The organism is Bacillus sp. THAF10 (genome assembly GCF_009363695.1).
Classification (GTDB): domain Bacteria; phylum Bacillota; class Bacilli; order Bacillales; family Bacillaceae_I; genus Sutcliffiella_A.
In genome coordinates this window covers 3801387-3821647 of record NZ_CP045403.1, presented here as the reverse complement: position 1 = coordinate 3821647, position 20261 = coordinate 3801387, and the positions used below count along the sequence as shown (strand labels likewise).

23 protein-coding genes are annotated in these 20261 nt (G+C 44.5%); 22 read left to right on the top strand and 1 reads right to left on the bottom strand.

Annotated elements, in window-relative coordinates; all coding sequences use genetic code 11:
* Positions 1-325 precede the first annotated feature (325 nt).
* The 7 genes from rho (at position 326) to prmC (ending at position 6032) form a co-directional block, all read left to right on the top strand.
* Positions 326-1597, top strand: a complete 1272-nt coding sequence (rho, locus tag FIU87_RS19535; protein ID WP_152446127.1) for a transcription termination factor Rho — start codon at positions 326-328, stop codon at positions 1595-1597.
* A gap of 321 nt (positions 1598-1918) precedes the next feature.
* Positions 1919-2164: a type B 50S ribosomal protein L31 gene (locus FIU87_RS19530; protein ID WP_152446670.1), complete on the top strand. Its 246-nt coding sequence runs from the start codon at positions 1919-1921 to the stop codon at positions 2162-2164.
* A 107-nt stretch (positions 2165-2271) separates the two neighbouring features.
* Positions 2272-2877: a thymidine kinase gene (locus FIU87_RS19525; protein WP_152446126.1), complete on the top strand. Its 606-nt coding sequence runs from the start codon at positions 2272-2274 to the stop codon at positions 2875-2877.
* Positions 2878-2948: 71 nt separating this feature from the next.
* Positions 2949-3392 (top strand): hypothetical protein, encoded by a 444-nt coding sequence (locus FIU87_RS19520; protein ID WP_152446125.1) that lies wholly within the window; start codon positions 2949-2951, stop codon positions 3390-3392.
* Positions 3393-3573: 181 nt separating this feature from the next.
* Positions 3574-3981: a hypothetical protein gene (locus FIU87_RS19515; RefSeq protein WP_216647513.1), complete on the top strand. Its 408-nt coding sequence runs from the start codon at positions 3574-3576 to the stop codon at positions 3979-3981.
* A gap of 117 nt (positions 3982-4098) precedes the next feature.
* Positions 4099-5169: a peptide chain release factor 1 gene (prfA, locus tag FIU87_RS19510; protein WP_172971128.1), complete on the top strand. Its 1071-nt coding sequence runs from the start codon at positions 4099-4101 to the stop codon at positions 5167-5169.
* A gap of 8 nt (positions 5170-5177) precedes the next feature.
* Positions 5178-6032 (top strand): peptide chain release factor N(5)-glutamine methyltransferase, encoded by an 855-nt coding sequence (gene prmC, locus FIU87_RS19505; RefSeq protein WP_152446669.1) that lies wholly within the window; start codon positions 5178-5180, stop codon positions 6030-6032.
* A 21-nt stretch (positions 6033-6053) separates the two neighbouring features.
* On the opposite strand, the gene FIU87_RS19500 is transcribed toward prmC, so the two are convergent.
* On the bottom strand, positions 6054-6365 hold the full coding sequence (locus FIU87_RS19500) for a hypothetical protein (protein WP_152446122.1): 312 nt from the start codon (positions 6363-6365) through the stop codon (positions 6054-6056).
* A 161-nt stretch (positions 6366-6526) separates the two neighbouring features.
* On the opposite strand from FIU87_RS19500, the gene spoIIR reads away from it, so the two are divergent.
* The 15 genes from spoIIR to atpE all read left to right on the top strand — a co-directional run bounded on the left by spoIIR (position 6527) and on the right by atpE (position 20213).
* Positions 6527-7189: a stage II sporulation protein R gene (gene spoIIR, locus FIU87_RS19495; RefSeq protein WP_152446121.1), complete on the top strand. Its 663-nt coding sequence runs from the start codon at positions 6527-6529 to the stop codon at positions 7187-7189.
* 63 nt (positions 7190-7252) lie between these two features.
* A complete protein-coding gene (locus FIU87_RS19490) occupies positions 7253-7714 on the top strand; it encodes a GNAT family N-acetyltransferase (RefSeq protein WP_152446120.1) in 462 nt (153 codons plus the stop codon).
* A gap of 280 nt (positions 7715-7994) precedes the next feature.
* Positions 7995-9095, top strand: a complete 1101-nt coding sequence (locus FIU87_RS19485; RefSeq protein WP_152446119.1) for an L-threonylcarbamoyladenylate synthase — start codon at positions 7995-7997, stop codon at positions 9093-9095.
* A gap of 141 nt (positions 9096-9236) precedes the next feature.
* Positions 9237-9791: a manganese efflux pump MntP gene (locus FIU87_RS19480; RefSeq protein WP_152446668.1), complete on the top strand. Its 555-nt coding sequence runs from the start codon at positions 9237-9239 to the stop codon at positions 9789-9791.
* Between the two features lie 141 nt (positions 9792-9932).
* On the top strand, positions 9933-10367 hold the full coding sequence (locus FIU87_RS19475) for a low molecular weight protein arginine phosphatase (RefSeq protein WP_152446118.1): 435 nt from the start codon (positions 9933-9935) through the stop codon (positions 10365-10367).
* A gap of 41 nt (positions 10368-10408) precedes the next feature.
* Positions 10409-11695, top strand: coding sequence for a methyl-accepting chemotaxis protein (locus FIU87_RS19470; RefSeq protein ID WP_152446117.1), 1287 nt, complete (start codon positions 10409-10411; stop codon positions 11693-11695).
* A 139-nt stretch (positions 11696-11834) separates the two neighbouring features.
* Positions 11835-12272, top strand: coding sequence for a ribose 5-phosphate isomerase B (rpiB, locus tag FIU87_RS19465; protein WP_152446116.1), 438 nt, complete (start codon positions 11835-11837; stop codon positions 12270-12272).
* 105 nt (positions 12273-12377) lie between these two features.
* Positions 12378-12917, top strand: coding sequence for a TIGR01440 family protein (locus FIU87_RS19460; protein ID WP_152446115.1), 540 nt, complete (start codon positions 12378-12380; stop codon positions 12915-12917).
* A gap of 217 nt (positions 12918-13134) precedes the next feature.
* Positions 13135-14376 carry a serine hydroxymethyltransferase gene (gene glyA, locus FIU87_RS19455; protein WP_152446114.1) on the top strand — a complete coding sequence of 414 codons (1242 nt, stop codon included), beginning with the start codon at positions 13135-13137 and terminating at the stop codon, positions 14374-14376.
* 202 nt (positions 14377-14578) lie between these two features.
* On the top strand, positions 14579-15208 hold the full coding sequence (upp, locus tag FIU87_RS19450) for a uracil phosphoribosyltransferase (RefSeq protein WP_152446113.1): 630 nt from the start codon (positions 14579-14581) through the stop codon (positions 15206-15208).
* A gap of 441 nt (positions 15209-15649) precedes the next feature.
* Entirely contained in the window at positions 15650-17935 is a 2286-nt protein-coding gene (locus tag FIU87_RS19445; protein WP_301538642.1) for a S8 family serine peptidase, read from the top strand.
* A gap of 642 nt (positions 17936-18577) precedes the next feature.
* Positions 18578-18799, top strand: a complete 222-nt coding sequence (locus FIU87_RS19440; RefSeq protein ID WP_152446111.1) for an AtpZ/AtpI family protein — start codon at positions 18578-18580, stop codon at positions 18797-18799.
* A gap of 2 nt (positions 18800-18801) precedes the next feature.
* Positions 18802-19188, top strand: a complete 387-nt coding sequence (locus FIU87_RS19435; protein ID WP_152446110.1) for an ATP synthase subunit I — start codon at positions 18802-18804, stop codon at positions 19186-19188.
* A gap of 2 nt (positions 19189-19190) precedes the next feature.
* Positions 19191-19943 carry a F0F1 ATP synthase subunit A gene (gene atpB / locus FIU87_RS19430; protein WP_152446667.1) on the top strand — a complete coding sequence of 251 codons (753 nt, stop codon included), beginning with the start codon at positions 19191-19193 and terminating at the stop codon, positions 19941-19943.
* 57 nt (positions 19944-20000) lie between these two features.
* The gene (atpE, locus tag FIU87_RS19425; RefSeq protein WP_152446109.1) at positions 20001-20213 is read left to right on the top strand and encodes a F0F1 ATP synthase subunit C; all 213 of its coding nucleotides are present in this window, start codon (positions 20001-20003) and stop codon (positions 20211-20213) included.
* Positions 20214-20261 lie beyond the last annotated feature (48 nt).

The window sequence follows — 20261 nt, the reverse complement described above, 5'->3', positions numbered from 1 at the left end:
GCCTATTTATTCCCCAGGAAACAACGAGAACACTCAAAGCTTGTCTACAAAAAATGGTTGCTTAAAAGAACAATTTGTGGGTAAAATAAACAATACTACCAGTAGTATGCATATCTACCTTATTTCTTCCTTGCGATTCTTCTACAATTTCTTCATAAGGAGAGTTAATCCCACATATACGGGGGGACAAGTCTTCGACAAATGAACATGAAGACACGATAATCCCATCCTTCAAACGAACAAAATTTCAGCTTGAATCAGGTAATGGAAGATTCTCCAGCAACAGACCTTACAAAATAAACGAATAGCGTGGTGTTTTTTTTCTATGGATTTAACAATTTCACATTTAGAAAATCTAAAACTTAAAGAACTATATGAATTTGCACGTCAACATAAAGTTTCCTATTACAGTAAACTAACAAAAAAAGAGCTTATTTTTGCCATCCTTAAAGCGCAAGCTGAAAAAGACGGTCTCCTTTTCATGGAAGGGGTACTAGAGGTTATCCAATCAGAAGGCTTCGGTTTCTTACGCCCTATTAACTATTCTCCAAGCTCAGAGGATATCTACATTTCTGCATCCCAAATTCGTCGTTTTGACCTAAGAAACGGAGATAAAGTATCCGGAAAAGTCCGTCCGCCAAAGGAAAATGAGCGCTATTACGGACTATTACACGTGGAAGCGGTAAACGGTGATGATCCGGAATCTGCAAAGGAACGTGTCCACTTTCCGGCATTGACCCCACTATACCCAGATCGCCAAATCGTGCTCGAAACAAAACCAAAAGGCCTTTCCACACGCATCATGGACATTATGGCACCTGTCGGCTTTGGTCAGCGTGGACTTATTGTTGCACCGCCAAAAGCAGGGAAAACGATGCTGATTAAGGAAATCGCCAACAGTATTACAACGAATCACCCAGAAGCAGAACTAATTGTTTTGTTAATCGATGAGCGACCTGAGGAAGTAACCGACATCGAACGCTCGGTAGCGGGCGATGTGGTAAGCTCAACTTTTGATGAGGTCCCAGAAAACCACATCAAAGTAGCGGAGCTTGTGTTAGAACGTGCGCTTCGCCTTGTAGAGCATAAGCGTGACGTTATTATCCTTATGGACAGCATCACTCGTTTGGCACGTGCCTACAACCTAGTTATCCCACCAAGTGGACGTACGCTATCCGGTGGTATCGACCCAGCTGCTTTCCACCGTCCAAAACGTTTCTTTGGGGCAGCCCGTAATATCGAAGAGGGTGGAAGCTTAACCATTCTTGCAACAGCGCTTGTAGATACAGGCTCACGTATGGACGATGTCATCTATGAAGAATTCAAAGGAACAGGAAACATGGAGCTCCACCTAGATCGTCAGCTTGCTGAGCGTCGTATTTTCCCAGCGATCGACATTCGTCGCTCCGGAACGCGAAAAGAAGAGCTGCTTATTCCAAAGGATCACCTGGACAAGCTCTGGGCTATCCGCAAAACGATGTCCGACTCTCCGGACTTTGCCGAAAAGCTACTGCGTAGACTACGTCAATCCAAAAACAACCAAGAATTCTTCGAAATGCTCGAAGAAGAACAAAAGGCTGGCGTGGCAAAGCGATAAAAATATTTTATAAGTGCGTTCCTTGCTAGAAATAGTGGGGAACGCTTTTGCTTGGCTCTAGTATTTTTATACAAGAAAAATTTACCACGGCATAAAAGATCCTCTACGAAAAGAGCACGACAGTAACGTTGGTGACGGGAATTTCAGGATGAACATAGCTTGCGAAAACAGTCAAAAGTAATGTTGCAAAACGCCCCATAAGTTGATATAATTTCATCAGTGTGTTTTTAAGATAAATGATGTCGACCATCCTTTTGGTTTGGTATCATTTGAATGATAACTCTGTTTCGAAAGACTCAGGGCGAAAAGGAGATGACAAGAATGAAAGCTGGAATTCATCCGGATTACCGTAAAGTTGTATTCATGGACATCAACACTAGTTTCAAATTCATCACAGGTTCTACGATGAAAACAAACGAAACTATCGAGTGGGAAGATGGTACTACTTACCCTCTAGTGAAGGTTGAGATCTCTTCTGATTCTCACCCATTCTACACTGGACGTCAGAAGCACGCTGCTGCTGATGGACGTGTTGAGCGCTTCAACAAAAAATACGGCCTTAAGTAATAAAGTAAAACAGGCAGGTTATCCTATATCTTGCCTGTTTTTTTACTTCTATTTACATAATTTCTGCGTTTTTGCGCTTAACATATTAAGAAAAGGGGGGGCCGTCAATGTATGTAATGAAGCAATCAGGTTGGGTAGAAGTGATTTGTGGCAGCATGTTTTCTGGAAAGTCGGAAGAGCTGATTCGCCGCATGAGACGTTCCCAATTTGCCAAACAAGAAATTCAAGTATTCAAACCACTTATAGATAACAGATATAGTGACGAAGCAGTTGTCTCCCACAATGGTACGTCCATTATTGCGACGCCTGTTCCATCCTCACAAGCTATTTTAAATCAGGTCAATGAACATACCGATGTGGTAGGAATTGACGAAGTGCAGTTTTTTGATGATGAGATTGTCCAAGTTGTGCAGGAGCTAGCAAACAGAGGCTACTGTGTCATCACAGCCGGATTAGACCAGGATTTCCGAGGCGAGCCTTTTGGTAAAATGCCAGAGCTACTTGCCATTGCAGAATCCGTTACAAAGCTGCAGGCTGTTTGTGCCGTATGCGGTTCACCTGCAAGTCGTACACAACGCTTGATAAATGGCGAGCCCGCTTGTTACGATGACCCGATTATATTGGTAGGCGCTTCAGAATCCTACGAACCTCGCTGTCGTCATCACCATGAAGTTCCTCACAAAGTGTCTGTCTTACAAGAGATGAAAAAATAAAGAAATTTTCCTATATTTAGCCTGAAACATTTTGGCAGAAGAGGATACGCTAAGAAACAGGAGGTGTTCGCATGAAACATGCAATCCTGATCTTGGTCGTATGCTCTTTTTTTATTAGTGGCTGCAGCGGCGAACAGCGTTTTGGAGCAGATGAGGACTTTGATGGAGAAAAATTTATCGGAGTAAATGATAACAAAAGAGGCATCTTAGAACCAAACACCGAAGACACGGAAGACTTTTACACAAGCCAAAATCCGAATTTCCTAGACCTTGGTGCCGATAACAACAATGTCGATTATGAGGATGACGAGAACAAATTCCGCGAAGTCATCGAGCTAAACAGCAACCTTGAGCCCGGCCCTGTTTACATTACCGGCCATACAGCTAGGGTAACCGCCTACGCCCCAAACGGAATGAGTCAAAAAGAAAAGAAGCGCGTGAAAAAAGACCTCAACAAACATTTTATTGAAGTAACGCCTCGATACCACGTGCATTTGAAAATTGAAGATAGGTAAAGGAGACAGCCCAGCTTTTTGCATGGGTTGTTTTTTGTTTGGGGTGAGAGTCTAATCATCAAAAGGTCAAGCAGGTGGTGTGGACGACACAAAAAGGAGCAGTGTCGGAGAAAAAAGGTCGAGCAGGAGGTGTGGACGACGCAAAAAGAAGCAATGTCGGAGAAAAAAGGTCGAGCAGGTGGTGTGGACGACGCAAAAAGAAGCGGTGTCGGAGAAAAAAGGTCGAGCAGGTGGTGTGGACGACACAAAAAGAAGCAGTGTAGGAAAAAAAAGGTCGAGCAGGAGGTGTGGACGACGCAAAAAAGAGGAAGGAGAGAGAAAAGCGGTCGAGCAGGTAGTGTGGACGACGCAAAAAGAAGCAGTGTCGGAGAAAAAAGGGTCGAGCAGGTGGTGTGGACGACGCAAAAAGGAGCAGTGTCGGAGAAAAAAGGTCGAGCAGGTGGTGTGTACGACGCAAAAAGGAGCGGTGTCGGAGAAAAAAGGTCAAGCAGGTGGTGCGGACTACCCAAAAAAGAGGAAGGAGAGAGAAAAGCGGTCGAGCAGGCTTCACCCGCCACCAAATGCATATTTCCAGCTTTCCCCACCCTAGCTGTTTCCAATAGCTTTTGACCTCCCATCCAACCTATACTATAATTAGAATGTTGTAAAAAAATTAGGAACTAACACACATACAATAGATAAGACTCCATTATAGAGGTGAATGCACGTGTTTGATCGTTTGCAGGCAGTAGAAATGCGTTATGATAAATTGACCGAGCTTTTGAGTGATCCGGAAGTCATCAATGACACGAAAAAGCTGAGAGAGTATTCTAAGGAACAATCTGATATCCAGGAGACGGTGGAGGTTTATCGCGAGTACAAGACCGTGAAGGAGCAGCTTACAGACGCGAAGGCGATGCTCGAGGACAAGCTCGATGCGGATATGCGCGAGATGGTGAAAGAGGAGATCTCTGAGCTTGAGGAGCAAGAGGAAGGCTTGGCGGAGCGCTTACATATTCTTCTCCTTCCAAAAGATCCGAATGATGACAAAAACGTTATCATGGAGATTCGTGGTGCAGCTGGTGGAGATGAGGCGGCATTATTTGCTGGCGATCTTTATCGTATGTACAGCCGCTATGCAGAAGCGCAGGGCTGGAAAACGGAAGTGATGGAAGCGGCATCGACTGGTGTTGGTGGCTACAAAGAGATTATTTTCATGATTACCGGTAAAGGGGCATACTCCAAGCTGAAGTTTGAAAATGGTGCACACCGCGTGCAGCGTGTGCCGGAAACAGAATCTGGTGGGCGTATCCATACTTCTACTTCGACAGTGGCAGTGCTGCCAGAAGCCGAAGAAGTGGAAATTGAAATTCATGAAAAAGATATCCGTGTGGACACATTTGCTTCAAGTGGACCAGGAGGACAGTCGGTTAATACGACGATGTCAGCTGTTCGTTTGACGCATCTTCCGACGAACACGGTAGTTTCCTGTCAGGACGAAAAATCACAAATTAAAAATAAAGAAAAAGCCATGAAGGTACTTCGTGCGCGTGTGTATGATAAATTTCAACGTGAAGTACAAGCTGAATATGATGCAAACCGTAAGCAAGCGGTAGGAACAGGTGACCGCTCGGAACGTATTCGTACGTACAACTTCCCACAAAATCGTGTGACTGACCACCGCATCGGCCTAACGATCCAAAAGCTTGATCAAATCCTGCAAGGCAAGCTCCAGGAAGTGATTGATGCGCTAATTATGGAAGACCAAGCGCGCAGAATGGAAGACATGGAGAAATGATGAAGGCCATGAAGGTGTACGAAGCCCTAAATTGGGCTTCTTCTTTTTTAAAAACAAACATGCGAGACGAAAATGCGGGAGAGCTGTTGCTTAGGCATCATCTTAAATTAGATCGTTCGCAGCTTTTTAGTAGAATGCAAGAAATGATGCCAATGGATATGCAAAGCTCGTTTATCTTCAGTGTGCATAAGCATGTTGCGGGCATACCGGTGCAATACTTGATGGGCAAGGAAGATTTTTACGGACGCAGTTTTTTTGTGAGTGAAGAGGTGCTGATTCCAAGGCCCGAAACAGAGGAATTAGTGGTGGGATTACTCGAACGCATTAAGCGACATTTTCCTGCGGAGCAACCATTGGATGTTGTGGATGTAGGAACAGGTAGCGGCGCTATTGCCGTAACACTCGCTCTAGAAAGTAGCCAGCTCCAGGTAAAAGCCACTGACATTGCCGGAGAATCGCTTGAAGTAGCCAAGGACAATGCAGAGACGCTCAAAGCTGACGTGGAATTTCTTCAAGGAGACCTTTTGCTGCCTTTTATCGAAAAAGAAAGGAAGGTCGATGTGGTAGTATCTAATCCTCCGTATATTCCAGTAAAAGAATACGAAGGACTGTCCACGGTCGTCAAAGATTTTGAACCGTATCGTGCCTTAGTTGGCGGAGTATCCGGGCTAGAATTTTATGAGCGATTTATGGAAGAACTGCCAAAAGTCTTGAAGGACAGGGCCATTGTTGCGTTTGAAGTAGGAATGGGTCAGGGTGAACCTGTTAAAGAATTGCTAGAAAAAACATTTCCGCAATCGATGGTAGAGGTTGTGTTGGATATAAACGGGAAGGACCGAATGGTTTTTGCTGAGATTGGTTAAAGTGGGAAAGGATAGAGGGAGTTATGCTTCTATCCTCGTCTCAGGTGTGATGGGAGGTCTGGAAAGTGCCAGGCCTCTATTTGTTTTTTCTTCTACAAATTGAACGATGGCAAGCCGGAGTTCTTCTCTTTTGTCCGCCGTACAATGTTGAATAATTTGAGCTAAGTTGGAATCATACGAAACGGAACGGTGATAGTGGTGATAAAATATCTTGCCCTTCATCCATTTTCCGCCTACTAAAATTTCAAAATTAATAGGAATACTGATGTGATTAAACACGCTCTCCATGTCGCCAATTCGAAACGACTCGATGTCACAAATGAATGATTTCATCTTTTCATTTTCCTTTCTCCTATAGTAGTGCGTCCCAATTTTATACCCTCAAAATCAAGCTACTAAACTAGCAAAAAAATTTTCCCCATCTTTTTTCTTTTTGCTAGTTTAGGATTTTTCTTTTCTGACCAAACTAGGTGCTAGAGGGGAGAGTGCTTGATATGATTAAAAAAAATAAAATCACTTTATATATAGTATTACTTTTTATTGGGGCGTACTTGTCATTGCTTGGAGAACAAATGACTGCTGGTGCAGAGGTGAAAAACGGTGCGATGGTCATTCCGGATGAGGCAATCAGGCTGCGAATCCTTGCAAACAGCGATAGTGAAGAGGATCAAGAGCTTAAACGAAAAATTAGAGACCGAGTAAACGAAGAAATTACCATTTGGGTTTCAGACATTACGTCAAGAGAAGAAGCAAGAGAAGTTATCACTGGAAACCTAGCGGAGATTGAAAAGATTGTAGAAGAAGTCATGGCTGCAGAAGGGGTTTATCAAGACTACAACGTTGATTTTGGCAAAGTAAACTTTCCAACGAAAATGTACGGCAAATTCATTTACCCAGCAGGAGATTACGAAGCGATTCTGATTACACTTGGGGAAGGAACAGGGGCCAACTGGTGGTGTGTCCTTTTCCCGCCACTTTGCTTCTTGGATTTCTCCAATGGGGAAGCAGCATCTGCCACTCCTTTTGAAGAAGAGGCTTCTGTGACAGAAACAACGGCACAGGCGGATTTTGTGGTAGATGAAGAGCCAGAAGAGGTTGAGGTGGAATTCTTCCTTGTCGAGTTTCTATCATCTCTATGGCAAAAAATTGCTGCATAATGTTCTACTTTTTTCTTCCTCTCCATAGAGTAGTAGTAGATTCTACTAGGAGAGGTGAAGAACATGAAAACCATGCGCACGGCAACAAATGAGGACTACTGGACACTGCGATCCTTTTTGGAACAAGCAAATATTAGCACAGCTCGATTAGAAGAGAAGATAGAGAACTTTATTCTCCTTGAAAAAGAGGATGGGGCAATCTGCGGAACAATTGGGATAGAAGCCTACGGGGATGCTGGCTTGCTACGCTCTTTGGTCATCGGGCCATCCATTAAGCAATTTCAACTTCTGCAACTATTTGAGCACACACAGCAACATGCCAAAAAGCAAAATCTAAAGAAGCTCTACTTAATTACGAACAAGACCAACTACATACAATTTTTCGAACTTCTGAATTTTTATCCACAATCTCTGGAAGCAGCCCCACAAGAAATGCGACACTCTGACTTTTTTAAAGAGATTGTTGGAAAGCAAAAGGAATGCACGCTAATGAAATGTGAGCTTGTAAAAAACTTGGTTTATTGAAAGCTTGTGGATAAAGAGAAAACTGGAACAAGCGCGTCTGAGCCGCAGGGCTAAAGCCAGGTGGCTCACGGACCGCCCCGCGGACGCGGAGTAATTTGCGGAAATCTACAGCGTTTTTAGTGGCATAACCCAAAATACCCACAAAGTTATCCACCGAATCCAGAGGCCTTATCCACAGTTTGTGGATAAGGCTTGTATCTTTTGTGGAAACTCTTTATACTTGCTAGAGAAAAACCTTACATATTCACATGTGAATACAAGATAAAATGAGGGATAGAACATGAACACAAAATTTTGGTCTGTGGATAACAACAATCCGTTAAAGCATAGTTATCCCCAGATACAAGAGGCTGCCAATCTATTAAAACAAGATGAGGTAATCGCCTTTCCAACAGAAACGGTGTACGGCCTAGGAGCAAATGCCTTGTCAGATCAGGCTGTACGTAAGATTTTTCAAGCAAAGGGACGTCCCGCTGACAACCCATTAATTGTACACATTTATAAAAAAGAACAACTCGAAAGCCTTGTGGATAACCTCCCGCAAATTGCGGAAAAAATGATCGATGCCTTTTGGCCAGGACCACTCACGTTGGTTCTTCCAAAAAGAGAGGGTGTCTCCTCTTATGTCACAGCGGGCCTTGATACAGTAGCCATTCGCATGCCTGATCATCCAGTCGCACATGCATTACTAGAGGTTTCTGGACTTCCACTTGCTGCCCCGAGCGCGAATCTTTCAGGAAAACCAAGCCCAACAACCGCCCACCATGTTCAAGAGGATTTAATCCACAAAATTGCAGGAATTGTGGATGGCGGAGCAACAGGAGTAGGACTCGAATCGACCGTTGTGGATTGTACAACTGAAATTCCGGTCATCCTCCGTCCGGGTGGGGTTACAAAAGAACAGCTCGAACAGTTTGTAGGACAAGTGGACATCGATCCAGCCTTAATATCATCTTCACAAGAGCACAAACCAAAATCCCCAGGCATGAAATACACCCACTACGCACCGGTTGCGCCAGTATTTCTAGTGGAAGGCAATGTGTCATTTTTAGAAAAAACGATGACGGCTGCCCGTCGCGAAGGCAAAGTAGTTGGCCTACTAGCAACAGAGGAAACCATCGCCGAGTGGAAACTAGCAGATACAGTAAATCAGGAGACTGGCACAATCGCAAATGCGGACCTTGGTGCTGTTATCCCGGTTGCCTGTGGTACACGCACAGATCTTGCAAGTGTCGCAACAAGTCTGTATGACGCGCTTCGAGCCTTTAATTCCACCAAGGTGGATATCATTTTTAGCGAAACCTTCCCGAATGTAGGGGTTGGTGCCGCCATTATGAACCGCCTTGAAAAAGCAGCAGGGCATCGCTGGATCAGAGAATAAATAGAGAAGGACCCTTCTAATCGGAGGGTTTTTTTGATGCTTAAAACCTCTACCTCCACCGAATCCATCAAACCTAAAATCTTTCTTCTATTCCCGAGGGCTTGTGCATATCTTGAAGTAGACAAGTCCGGGGGTGCGGAAATGGCGATAATGGTTGGGGAATTTATGGCACTTTTTTTGATGGCGATTGCACTGGGGATGGACGCATTTTCGGTAGGGCTTGGGATGGGAATGATCAAGCTTCGTTTGCGCCAGATTTTTTACATAGGACTGACGATTGGGGCGTTTCACGTCTTCATGCCCCTCTGTGGAATGATAATTGGGGTCTTTTTGTCAGAGAAATTTGGAGAGATTGCCACCATTGTCGGTGGATGCCTACTCGTACTCCTTGGATTGCAAATGATGGCTTCGTCCATGAAAAATGAGGACGGGCCCATGATTTCACCAGTTGGTGCAGGGCTATTTTTGTTTGCGCTAAGTGTCAGTCTTGATAGCTTTTCAGTAGGATTGAGCCTCGGAATATACGGTGCGAGAACAATGCTCGCCATTCTTTTATTCGGTGCCGTAAGCATGATCCTCACCTGGTTTGGCCTTATTTTTGGCCGAAAGCTCCAAGGCTGGCTTGGGGCATACAGTGAGGCACTTGGAGGCAGTATCCTTCTCGGATTTGGAATCAAGCTGTTATTTTTTCACTAGGAGACCTATTTTGGTCTTCTTTTTTTTATTCTCCTCTTTAAATTCTCTATCAGGTTGCCGACATATAAAAAGAGAGAGTCCTTCTTACTATTTCATATGCCTTCTTTTTGTCTATAATAAGGAAAAAGGAGGAGTGATCTTATGAATATTTTATTTGTATGTACCGGAAATACGTGCCGAAGTCCAATGGCAGCTGCAATATTGGCTGGCCGTGAACTTAGTGGGGTAGAGGTGAAGTCTGCAGGTGTGTTTGCGATGCCAGGCAGCCAAGCTTCTCACCATGCAAGGGAAGTATTAAAGGAAAATGGGTTGAAATCCGAGCATTCCTCAGCGCAAGTATCCGATGAGTTGATTAAATGGGCTGACTACATATTTACCATGACCGTTCAGCATAAGATGTTGCTTGAAAACAGCTATCCGACAAGCGTGGGGAAAACTTACACGCTAAAGAGCTTTGCAGAACAGCATGGGGAGGTAATCGATCCGTATGGTGGCTCTGTTGAAATCTACCGGGATACCTTTAACGAGCTGCAGGAGGTAATCGGGCTAGTAATAGAAAAAATTAAAGACAAGTAAGGTGCGGAAGGCTTTCGCAGCAGCTTTGGAGGAGGAGCAAGATGGGGGAAAAGAAGAAATATAAATATGGATTGCGCTTCAAGCTTGTGTTGTTTACGACAATCTTGGCGCTCATCACCTATACCATGAGTGGGATTTTTATCTACTATGTGGTGAACTATGTAACTTTCATTGAGCCAAAATTATTTACGGTTTTCACACTAATGCTTGGAATTGCGTGGTCTGGAATATTAGCATTTTTTGCTGCAAGATACATTACCAAACCGCTACAAAACTTAGAGGCAATTGCGCAAAAAGCTGCTAATGGAGACCTGACGGAGGATGTGCCAATCGCTCATTCACGGGATGAAATTAGTGAACTCGGTTCTGCCTTTAATTTAATGCTGCATAACCTGAAAGACATGGTGAAAACAATCGACCAAACCTTCGCCAAAACGAGTCAAAAAGTGGAGGAAATCAACGATGTGTCCATGAGAGCTTCTGAACAAGCGGATAGCATCTCACTAACAATTGAAGAGATTGCTAAAGGAGCAGAAAGTTCTGCTACCTCCATTCAGGACACAGCAGAATCGGTAGAAGAAGTAATCAAAATTGCTGACGAAGTCCACGAGAAAGCGACCTCCTCCCAACAGCTGTCGGAAGAAATGGTCAAGGACCTGGATGAAAGCAAGGAAGTCATTCATTCTCTAGTGTCAGGCATCCAAAAGCTTGCTGCTCAGAACCAAACGTCGCTGCAAGCAGTAGAACGTTTAGAAAAAAATGCAAAAGAAGTCGAAAACATCATTTCACTTGTTGGCGATATTGCAGGACAAACGAATCTTTTAGCCTTGAATGCCTCCATCGAAGCAGCACGTGCTGGTGAACATGGTCGCGGCTTTGCTGTTGTTGCAGAAGAGGTTCGCTCTCTCGCAGATGAAAGTGCCAAAGCCGTTCAGGGAATTTCCGAACTGATTAAAAATATCCAAGAAGAAGTCAAAAATGTGGTTACCCAAATTACCGAGCAGGTAAAAGCGGCAAATGTCGAAGCAGGTAAAGGGACTGCAACGAATGAAGTGATTGCGGAAATGACCACCTCTGTTCTAGAGGTAGCAGCATCTGTGAAACAAATCGCAAGTTTAGTGGACCGTCAAATGGACAGCATCCAAACGACGGCACGCCAATCTCAAGAGGTCGCGGCCATTGCCCAAGAAACCTCAGCGGGAGCAGAAGAAGTTACGGCCACTTCCCAAGAGCAAGCATCCATGATTGCCGATGTGGAACGCATCTCCCAGGAACTTGCAGGAGAAGCCACCAACATGAAACGCATGATTGCGAAGTTTAAAATTTAACCGAACATGAAGAACCCTACATTTGTGGGGTTTTTTGCTGCAAAAAAGAGATATCCTCCACTGCGGATAAATGGATTTTTTACTCCACAGAGGGTAAGATGAACATATAACATACTTCATTCGAACAGGGGATGACAAAATGAAAGTAGCAATCGCATCTGATCACGGTGGTCTGAACATCCGTGAAGAAATAAAAGGACTATTAACAGAGCTAAATATCGAATTTGAAGATTTCGGCTGTGAATGTGAAACGTCTGTCGACTACCCAGACTATGCACAACCTGTGGCAGAAAAAGTGGCAAGCGGCGAATTTGACCGTGGCATTTTAATTTGCGGCACTGGTATTGGCATGTCTATCGCGGCTAATAAAGTAAAAGGCATTCGCTGTGCGTTAGTGCATGACACCTTCAGCGCGAAAGCAACGCGAGAGCACAATGACAGCAATATTTTAGCGATGGGAGAGCGTGTCATTGGACCAGGTCTTGCCCGTGAAATCGCGAAAGTGTGGCTGACCACTGAATTTGAAGGCGGCCGTCACGAAAACCGTGTCAACAAAATTCACCAGCTTGAAAAATAAGTCGAAAAATGCGTAATTAAACGCAGGTTGCCTGTGGAATACGGCGTATAAGTGCGCTATATTCTGCGGGCATTTTTTAAAAATGAAAAGGGAGGGTACGATGTAATGAGTCAGGAACAATGGCGCACAGAGCTACAGCAGGTACTCAAAGATCTTCAGCATCAGGCGCAGCTAAAAACTGGGCAGCTTTTAGTTGTGGGCTGCAGCACAAGCGAAGTGATCGGAGAGCGAATTGGAACGGCTGGAACAGAAGGGGTTGCCGAAACAATTTTTGCGGTCCTTGAGGAATTTCGTGCACAAACTGGAGTGGAGCTCGCTTTTCAATGCTGCGAGCACTTGAATCGGGCACTCGTGGTTGAACGCGAAACAGCCCTACATCGTGGATTGGATGAGGTGACAGTCGTCCCAGTTCGGCAAGCAGGTGGCGCCATGGCCTCTCATGCCTACCACCACTTTACTGACGCCGTTATGGTCGAACACATCCGCGCCGACGCTGGTATCGACATTGGTGACACCCTTATAGGCATGCACATCAAACACGTTGCCGTACCTGTAAGGAGCACCATCAAATCCGTCGGTAACGCCCACATCACCATGGCCCGCACAAGACCAAAACTTATTGGAGGCGCAAGAGCGGTATATTAAAAGGATACAGGGGGAGGGTTCTCGTGGTTCATTCACATTTCGAATGAACCGGTAGAACCCTCCCTCTACGCCTGCTTCCGAAAGTTTTTTAAGGTAAGCGCTATCAATCTTCCTTTTCTGTTTCTATCTGACACAGTGCGTGATAGAATATAGGAGGTAATGGATGAAAATCCGAATGAAAATTTAATTCGTTTAAATTCAAAGGGGGATTCCGAAAGTGAAATTAGCACAGCAGGATCAGCAGGTGTTTCAATCAATCCAGGACGAGTTAGCGAGACAGCGCACCAAAATTGAGTTGATTGCTTCTGAAAACTTCGTGAGTGAAGCGGTAATGGAAGCGCAAGGCTCCGTTTTGACGAACAAATATGCAGAAGGATATCCAGGCCGTCGTTATTACGGTGGTTGCGAACACGTAGATGTAGCAGAAAACATTGCCCGTGATCGTGCGAAGGAAATTTTCGGAGCCGAGCATGCAAATGTTCAACCACACTCTGGTGCCCAAGCAAATATGGCTGTTTACTTTACCATTTTAGAACATGGTGATACTGTGCTTGGAATGAACCTTTCTCATGGAGGTCACTTAACACACGGAAGCCCAGTGAACTTTAGTGGAATTCAATATAATTTTGTCGAGTATGGAGTGGACAAGGACACCCATACCATTAACTATGAAGATGTTGCAGAAAAAGCGAGATTGCACAAGCCGAAGCTCATCGTTGCTGGCGCAAGTGCATACCCACGCGCCATTGATTTCGCGAAATTCCGCGAAATCGCAGACGAAGTAGGAGCATACTTAATGGTCGACATGGCGCACATCGCAGGTCTTGTTGCGGCAGGTCTTCACCAAAACCCAGTTCCTTACGCTGACTTTGTTACCACTACCACGCACAAAACATTACGCGGCCCTCGTGGCGGAATGATTCTTTGTAAGGAAGAGTGGGCGAAGAAAATTGACAAGTCCATTTTCCCTGGTCTGCAAGGTGGCCCATTAATGCACGTAATCGCTGCAAAAGCTGTGGCATTTGGAGAAGCGTTGCAACCACAATTCAAAGAATACGCGCAACAAATCATCGACAATGCGAAACGTTTGGCAGAAGCGCTGAAAAACGAAGGTCTAAACCTTGTGTCTGACGGAACAGACAACCACCTTTTACTAGTGGACGTTCGCTCTTTATCCATCACAGGTAAAATTGCCGAGCATGTGCTAGATGAAGTAGGAATTACAGTAAACAAAAATACGATTCCATTTGATCCAGAAAGCCCATTTGTGACAAGTGGCGTTCGTATCGGAACAGCTGCAGTAACAAGCCGTGGCTTCACACTAGAAGACATGGATGAAATTGCGTCCATCATCGCCTTCACGTTGAAAAACCATGAAGACGAAGGAAAGCTAGAAGAAGCAAAAGCACGAGTAGAAGCAATTTCTGGTAAATATGAATTGTACCCAACAAGAGGGTAATAGCTGGTTACTAAGGGTGCGTTAGTTTTAAAAGCATCTACTTAGCAGCGAAGGGAGGAGGTCTGATGTTAGACCTCTTCTTTTTTATATAAAATATCTTGAATCAATCCTTACTTTTCTGTAGAATCAATGGAAGTGTGAAATGAGAGCTTAAAAAGGCAGAATGCTACTATCTTGAACATGAAGAAGGAGAGACAACGAAATGGCAAAAGTGTACGTCTTTGATCATCCATTAATTCAGCATAAGCTTACATACATCCGTGACAAACATACTGGTACAAAAGAGTTTCGTGAGCTAGTAGATGAAGTCGCAAGCCTAATGGCATTCGAGATTACCCGTGACCTCCCACTAGAAGAAGTGGACGTGGAGACACCAGTTTCGATCTCCAAATCAAACGTACTAGCAGGGAAAAAACTTGGAATTGTCCCAATTCTTCGTGCTGGACTTGGCATGGTAGAAGGGATGCTCAAGCTAATCCCAGCTGCAAAGGTTGGACACGTCGGCCTTTACCGTGACCCAGAAACGCTTCAACCGGTTGAATACTACGTAAAATTACCGTCTGATGTGGAAGAAAGAGACTTCATCGTGGTCGACCCAATGCTTGCAACGGGCGGCTCTGCAATCGAAGCCATCAACTCCCTGAAAAAGCGCGGCGCAAAAAACATCAAATTCATGTGCTTAATCGCAGCACCTGAAGGCGTGGAACTGTTAAAAGAAGCACATCAAGATGTGGACATCTACATCGCAGCCCTTGACGAAAAGCTGAACGAAAAAGGCTACATCGTCCCAGGACTAGGCGACGCTGGCGACCGACTTTACGGAACAAAATAATGAGATTAGACACTTTCCTTGCTGAGGGAAGTGTTTTTTTTATGAAATAGGTAATTTGCACTTGCGGTGTGGGCAATTTGATTAGTGCCTCGCGCATACCCCAACAGGTATAAAACAGGGCATTCAGCGGGTAAATTGCCTTTACTGGCGAAAATTTAGATTTATCAGCGAAAATCTTCACTTTTCTGGCGGAAAATAAATTATTCTGGCGAAAATATAAAAATACAAGCGAAAATCAAGATAAATAAGCGATTCACCCAAAATATACCCTCCACCACTGACCGAGCTTCCACCCACCCAGCTCCATCACCACCAACTCTACAAGTGCAATCCACCTCATCCATGACACTGCCCCAAGCTCCTTAAGCTCTCCACAAAACTCCTCCTCATCCATGCATAATCCAACCACCATAGCGAATGCTAAACCAAGAGGTGAAGGACGTGAAAAATAGCAAGAAATTTTTGGTATTCTTATTAGCTTTCGCGCTGCTTTTCAGCACACAGCAGCTAGAAGCACTAGCAACCATCAATAAACCGAGCACAAATGAAACGTTACATAAATCAAGGACAACCTATCCAAATCGGCCGCCAATTCCAGTCAATAGTGACAAGGAAGAGCAGACCGTTATTTTAATTGTGGAAGAAAATATGCAAGAGACCATCAAGCAAAAAATCGCTACTTCCTACCCTAGCCTAAAGATTAAACGGACCTACACCGCGGTTTTTTCTGGCTTTGCCATTCATGGACCACTCAAGGATTTAGAGGCGCTCCAGCAAGAACCAGGAATTTTGGAGGTCTCTCCAGTGACGAATTACTCACCAACCATTGATGAAAGTGTCCCCTTTATTGGCGGTGCGAAAATGCGTGGCTTTTATGACGAGAGTGGCAATCGACTCACTGGAAAAGGGGTGAAGGTTGGAATAATTGATACAGGAATCGACTACACCCATCCCGATCTGAAAAAAAACTACCGTGGTGGCTATGACTTCGTAGATGAGGACGACGACCCGATGGAAACAAAGCGCTCGCAAGGCATGCCGACGCTCCACGGTACCCATGTTGCCGGTATAATCGCAGCGAACGGACATCTTCACGGGGTAGCCCCTGAGGCAGAGCTGATTGCCTATCGCGTTCTTGGACCAGGGGGACATGGGTCAAGTGAGCATGTGATTGCGGCGATTGAGATGGCCATTCATGATAAGGTGGATGTCCTCAATCTTTCACTTGGGAACACCATCAATGGTCCAGACTGGCCAACAAGCTTGGCGCTAAATAAAGCAGTAGAAAAAGGGGTGGTGGCGGTAACCTCGAGCGGTAACTCTGGCCCTAATCTTTGGACAGTTGGCTCACCAGGGACCTCCACAAAAGCCATTTCAGTGGGAGCTTCCACCCCACCTTTGCATATTCCGCATCTTTCCCCCATTTTTTCAAAAAGAGAAATTGAAATGCTGCCACTGCAAGGTTCGACAAAATGGGATTTTTCCAACAAGCCGATAGGAGTGGTGTATGCGGGACTAGGGGAGGATGATGATTGGAAAAACAAAAAGGTCGAAGGGAAAATAGCCCTCATTGAGCGAGGAAAAATACCTTTTTCAGAAAAAGCCCGCAATGCAAAAAAACACGGTGCAGTAGGAGTCATCATTTTTAATAACCTAGAGGGGAATTTCACGGGAACGCTAGAGGCGGAAATGGAACTTCCTGTCGTATCGGTCTCGCGTGAGGACGGTGTCTATCTCCAAAAGCACTTAAAGCGTAGTTTTTCAATGGTGAGAACCACCTTTAAGTGGCATAAGGACGACATTGCTAGCTTTAGCTCGCGCGGTCCTGTCACACACACATGGGAAATCAAACCTGATGTCGTCGCACCCGGTGTCGCCATTGACAGCACGATTCCAAATGGTTATCTCGCTCTCCAAGGCACAAGCATGGCTGCTCCACACGTGGCAGGAGCGAGCGCAATCATCAAACAAGCGCACCCTGATTGGACTCCTGAACAAGTGAAGGCAGCACTTATGAACACGACCAAGTCATTGAAAAAAGACGATGGAGACCGCTACTCCGTACTGGAACAGGGAACAGGAAGAATTCAACTTGAGGAAGCCGTTCAAACCAACAGCCTCATCTACCCAGGAACCTTGAATTTTGGGATGTTTGAGCGGAAAGAAACAAGGCGACAGCTTAAGATTCCCGTAATGGTCGAAAACGTCTCAAACCGTGATGTCACCTACTCTTTTGATCAACCTGCACACGCAAAAGGAATCCAGTGGAAAACACCACTCAGCTTTACGTTAGGACCAAAAGAAAAGCGTGAAGTCAACGTCACGCTAGACATCACACCAAAACAGCAAAAAGCAGGCAATCATGAAGGAGAAGTGATCGTGCATGCTAACAGCCAAAAGATTAGGCTGTCCTTCCTCTATATAATAGAAGAACCTGATTACCCACGAATCATGGGCTTTCAGTTTGGCTACGGCGACCGAGAAGGCGAATACCAGTATGAGGTCTATCTGCCAGAAGGAGCGGAGGAGCTCGGCATCGCACTGTACGAAGCGGAGTCCCTACACTTCATCAAGTACCTGGACTGGGAACGTGACCTTCCGCGCGGACTTTATAAAAAACAAATCTCTGCTGACAAAATTCAAGTGAAGGGACTTGTGAAGGCAGTTGTGTTTGCAAAAAAGCGCGATAAAGAAGACTCTGTGGAAGCGGATTTGTATTTTGATTGAAGATAGAATTTGGAGTGGAGCACCTCTTTGGCAGAAGGGGTGTTTTTTGATTTTCGTGAATCCAGGAGTTGCGTGAAAACCCCGTCCCAAGATCACCCAAGTGTTGTCGACAATCCTGAATCCTTCAACAACACTCCAACGGTCCCCCTATAGTTGTTGCGGTTACTTAACCGCGGAATCTTCCAAACACACCATGCCTCCCACTCTGCCCCCTCACAGCCCATGTCAAGCAACACGCTTTGAAATAAATGAATAGTCACATAATGTTCACAATCGACAAACTTAATGGTCCTGTTATATATGATAAAATAATGTTAGACAACAGCCGAATGAGGAAGAGATGTTCATCATTTGGCTGTTTTTTTCTGGGAAAAATTTGCTGGAAAGACAGTGGGGAATCGCCCTAAAAAGATGCCCGAAAACGATAATAAAAACATTGTCGTAGAGAGAAATCTTACCAGCGAAAACTTTGTCGATTTTTCCTTGTAACACATTGACATTGACAAAGTGCTATTGTATGCTTACAAAGGGTATAAAATGATAGGGTTTTCATAGGTTTTCAGAATCCAGTTTTATACATATTTAACAGCGATTTATCAGTAAGACCTCAATCTTTTACCGCATGAAAATGGGGTGTTTTCTATGGAAGATAAACGCCGCCCATTCCAAGCAATGGCTTTAATGTCCGGAATCCTTTCTTACTTAGTTGGTCCCACCTTAGTTGGATTATTTGCAGGGAGATGGCTGGATGGCAAGGTTGGCACGGAACCATTGTTTCTAATCATTGGACTTCTTTTAGGACTAGCCACTGGGGTAGTTGGTGTATTATACCTGGTCCAAAAATTCTTCTCAGGAGAGTCATAAATATGCCCGAATCAACAGAACAGTTTATGAGGCATATGAAGTATTTCTTATTTTTTCTTGCCTTTTTTGTACTAGGATGGGGGTTTACCTCACATCAAGAATGGTTCGCAGGGTTGATCCTGGGGACGGTGATAAGCGGATACAATCATTGGTTACTGCATAAGAAAGTGAAAAGATTCACGGACGCAGTGGCGGGTGGAGGAAAAGCTGTCACACTAGGCTCACTATCAAGAATGGCCGCAGCAGTACTAGGTGTGGTCATCGCTACGAGATTTCCAGAACATCTAAATCTCTACGGCGTCATCATTGGGATTATGACATCCTATATTGTCATTATCATAGATTCATTTGTAACACTCTTTAAAGCAGTGGGGAAGAGAGGTGAGTAGTGTTGGGTCACAGTGCTCCAATAAAGACGCTTGATTTGTTTGGTTTTGACCTACATTTCAATTTGTCCAATATTTTAATGACTGTTATTACTTGCGTGATTGTGTTTCTAATTGCATTTTTGTGCACAAGAACGTTGGCATTAAGACCTACCGGTGCCCAGAACTTTTTGGAATGGTTGGTCGACTTTGTAAAAGGTATCATCAACAGTACCATGGATTGGCAAACAGGAGGCAGATTCCTTGCATTAGGTCTTACGATCATGATGTATGTGTTTGTTGCCAATATGCTAGGGTTGCCATTTGCAATCATCCTAGGTGACGATCACACATTGTGGTGGAAATCGCCAACAGCAGATCCTGTAATTACGCTTAGTCTTGCGGCAATGGTGGTTGTTTTAACTCACTATTACGGGATTAAGATGAAAGGCTTTAAGGAATATGGGAAGGACTTCTTCAAACCGATGGCGTTCCTTTTCCCGCTTAAGATTATTGAGGAATTTGCTAACACTTTAACGCTTGGTCTACGTTTGTACGGGAACATCTTTGCAGGGGAAATTCTGCTCGGATTACTCGCAGGACTAGCCATTAATGGATATGAAATGGGACTCTTCTCAGGAATTGTCGGTACATTGATTGCCATCATACCAATGTTAGTTTGGCAAGCATTTAGTATTTTCATTGGAAGTATCCAAGCATTTATCTTTACCATGTTAACGATGGTTTATATGGCACACAAAGTGAGTCATGACCATTAATTTATAAATTTTTACTATCCTAAAAAACTTTTTTTAAACATAAGGAGGAAATTATCAATGGGTCTTATAGCAGCAGCAGTTGCAATTGGTTTAGCAGCACTTGGAGCAGGTATTGGTAACGGTCTTATCGTAAGTCGTACAGTAGAAGGGATTGCTCGTCAACCTGAGCTTAAAGCTACTCTTCAAACAACAATGTTCATCGGGGTTGCACTAGTTGAGGCGATTCCTATCATCGCGGTTGTTATCGCGTTCATGGTAATCGGTGGCTAATATCCTTTAGGTTCCATACTGGCGAAGTCCGTCTCACCAAGAGAACCT

Bases quoted from the DNA above. Each gene is read 5' to 3' on its own strand.
- rho (WP_152446127.1), top strand. From the start codon at position 326: ATGGATTTAACAATTTCACATTTAGAAAATCTAAAACTTAAAGAACTA.
- FIU87_RS19530 (WP_152446670.1), top strand. From the start codon at position 1,919: ATGAAAGCTGGAATTCATCCGGATTACCGTAAAGTTGTATTCATGGAC.
- FIU87_RS19525 (WP_152446126.1), top strand. From the start codon at position 2,272: ATGTATGTAATGAAGCAATCAGGTTGGGTAGAAGTGATTTGTGGCAGC.
- FIU87_RS19520 (WP_152446125.1), top strand. From the start codon at position 2,949: ATGAAACATGCAATCCTGATCTTGGTCGTATGCTCTTTTTTTATTAGT.
- prmC (WP_152446669.1), top strand. From the start codon at position 5,178: ATGAAGGTGTACGAAGCCCTAAATTGGGCTTCTTCTTTTTTAAAAACA.
- FIU87_RS19500 (WP_152446122.1), bottom strand. From the start codon at position 6,365: ATGAAATCATTCATTTGTGACATCGAGTCGTTTCGAATTGGCGACATG.
- spoIIR (WP_152446121.1), top strand. From the start codon at position 6,527: ATGATTAAAAAAAATAAAATCACTTTATATATAGTATTACTTTTTATT.
- FIU87_RS19490 (WP_152446120.1), top strand. From the start codon at position 7,253: ATGAAAACCATGCGCACGGCAACAAATGAGGACTACTGGACACTGCGA.
- FIU87_RS19485 (WP_152446119.1), top strand. From the start codon at position 7,995: ATGAACACAAAATTTTGGTCTGTGGATAACAACAATCCGTTAAAGCAT.
- FIU87_RS19480 (WP_152446668.1), top strand. From the start codon at position 9,237: ATGGCGATAATGGTTGGGGAATTTATGGCACTTTTTTTGATGGCGATT.
- FIU87_RS19475 (WP_152446118.1), top strand. From the start codon at position 9,933: ATGAATATTTTATTTGTATGTACCGGAAATACGTGCCGAAGTCCAATG.
- FIU87_RS19470 (WP_152446117.1), top strand. From the start codon at position 10,409: ATGGGGGAAAAGAAGAAATATAAATATGGATTGCGCTTCAAGCTTGTG.
- rpiB (WP_152446116.1), top strand. From the start codon at position 11,835: ATGAAAGTAGCAATCGCATCTGATCACGGTGGTCTGAACATCCGTGAA.
- FIU87_RS19460 (WP_152446115.1), top strand. From the start codon at position 12,378: ATGAGTCAGGAACAATGGCGCACAGAGCTACAGCAGGTACTCAAAGAT.
- upp (WP_152446113.1), top strand. From the start codon at position 14,579: ATGGCAAAAGTGTACGTCTTTGATCATCCATTAATTCAGCATAAGCTT.
- FIU87_RS19440 (WP_152446111.1), top strand. From the start codon at position 18,578: ATGGAAGATAAACGCCGCCCATTCCAAGCAATGGCTTTAATGTCCGGA.
- FIU87_RS19435 (WP_152446110.1), top strand. From the start codon at position 18,802: ATGCCCGAATCAACAGAACAGTTTATGAGGCATATGAAGTATTTCTTA.
- atpE (WP_152446109.1), top strand. From the start codon at position 20,001: ATGGGTCTTATAGCAGCAGCAGTTGCAATTGGTTTAGCAGCACTTGGA.